The sequence below is a fragment of the Glutamicibacter sp. AOP38-B1-38 genome, assembly GCF_052377485.1.
Lineage (GTDB): Bacteria > Actinomycetota > Actinomycetes > Actinomycetales > Micrococcaceae > Glutamicibacter.
Map to the genome: position 1 here is coordinate 1 of NZ_JBQSWU010000080.1, position 1,317 is coordinate 1,317.

The 1,317-nt window shown below is 55.1% G+C and carries 1 protein-coding gene; it reads right to left on the reverse strand.

Annotated elements, in window-relative coordinates:
• Positions 1–16: 16 nt before the first annotated feature.
• Positions 17–1,183 carry an ISAs1 family transposase gene (locus ACT3TP_RS18665; protein ID WP_444621282.1) on the reverse strand — a complete coding sequence of 389 codons (1,167 nt, stop codon included), beginning with the start codon at positions 1,181–1,183 and terminating at the stop codon, positions 17–19.
• Positions 1,184–1,317 lie beyond the last annotated feature (134 nt).

Consider the following 1,317-nt stretch of genomic DNA (forward strand, 5'->3'; position numbering starts at 1 on the left):
CAGGGCGTCTGCAAAGTCAGCGGCTGGTCCCCAAGCCAATCAAAGACAGCACTCGATCAGGATGATTCCGTAGCTTCCTCGTAGCCTTCGCCAAATTCGTGTATCCCAGATTCTTAAGCAACGTGATCGCGATGTTCCTCAGTGTTGCCATCACATGCGGAGAATTTCCTACTCTGACTTGAGATTTATCCTCCTGCCATGTCACGTCCCGACGCCAATGAAGGCCGTTTTCTATGGCCCAATGCCCTTGAATCCATGCACCCAGTTCTCCGGGACCAGCCAAATGCGTCGGCAGTGACGTCAACGCGTGCACGATCTCGATATGCCACTTCGTTGCGCCCAACGGCCGCGACTTACGCATGATCTGCATCGCCTGAGCCGCATGCGGGAAACTCATCCCGGTAGTCACGGTGGCACATTTGACAGTGCGGATAGTTCGGCGGCCATTCTGTGTCTGAGTAGTCCGGTTTCCCGCGGGAACGTCATCCCATGGGAGCTGCTCAAGCTCCGCCAGAAGTCTGGTCTGGTTGCCTTTGACGGTAAAAATATAGTGGGATTCACGCTCGTGCAGATACTTCGCATGCCCCTTTTGCGTATGCAAGGCATCCGCAGTCACGACTGCGCCTTTCAGCTCCACCACGTGATCCAACAGGTTCGTGAACTGGGTTATCTCGTTGGTTTTGATTCCCACGCCTACTTGGCTGAGCACTGCGTGCGTGCCTTGGTCGATGGCTGAGAGCAGATGCACGCGTGTACCTTTTCCATTCTTCGCGCCACGGACTTCTTTGCCATCGACAGCGATAGCTTTGATGGTTTTGGAAGCGTTGGTCCCGGCGCGTAGGTTCTGGGTCCAGTCAGCGAGAAGAAGCTCAAAGGTTTGGATGTCTAACCGCTGCAGCACCCTGGCGATGGTCGTGGCGTGTGGTGCTGCGATGCCGTAGCCGGCCAGTTGTTGCGGGGCGACGTCTTTGGCCCATTCAGCAATCTCGATCAGGGTTTTCGCTCCGGCGATGACCGCACAGATGATGATGACCAAGATGTGGGCTAGCGGGTGGCGGATGCCGCGTCTGGCGCGTGGATCTGGAAGTTTCGCTAGGCTGCGCAGGAGAGTTTTTGGTTGAATGACGTCGTGGTTGAGTCCTTCAAATTGGTCAATAAAGGCGTGCAAATGAGACGATGACACGTAGGAACTCCTGTGTGCATGTGGGTGTGGTTATTCACATGCTTAACAGGGGTTCCGCCTCTTTAAAAGGGGTTCTGGGGTGCGTCTCAGATATTAAGACGATTTGGTCGGTTCAGGACTTTGCAGACGCCCTG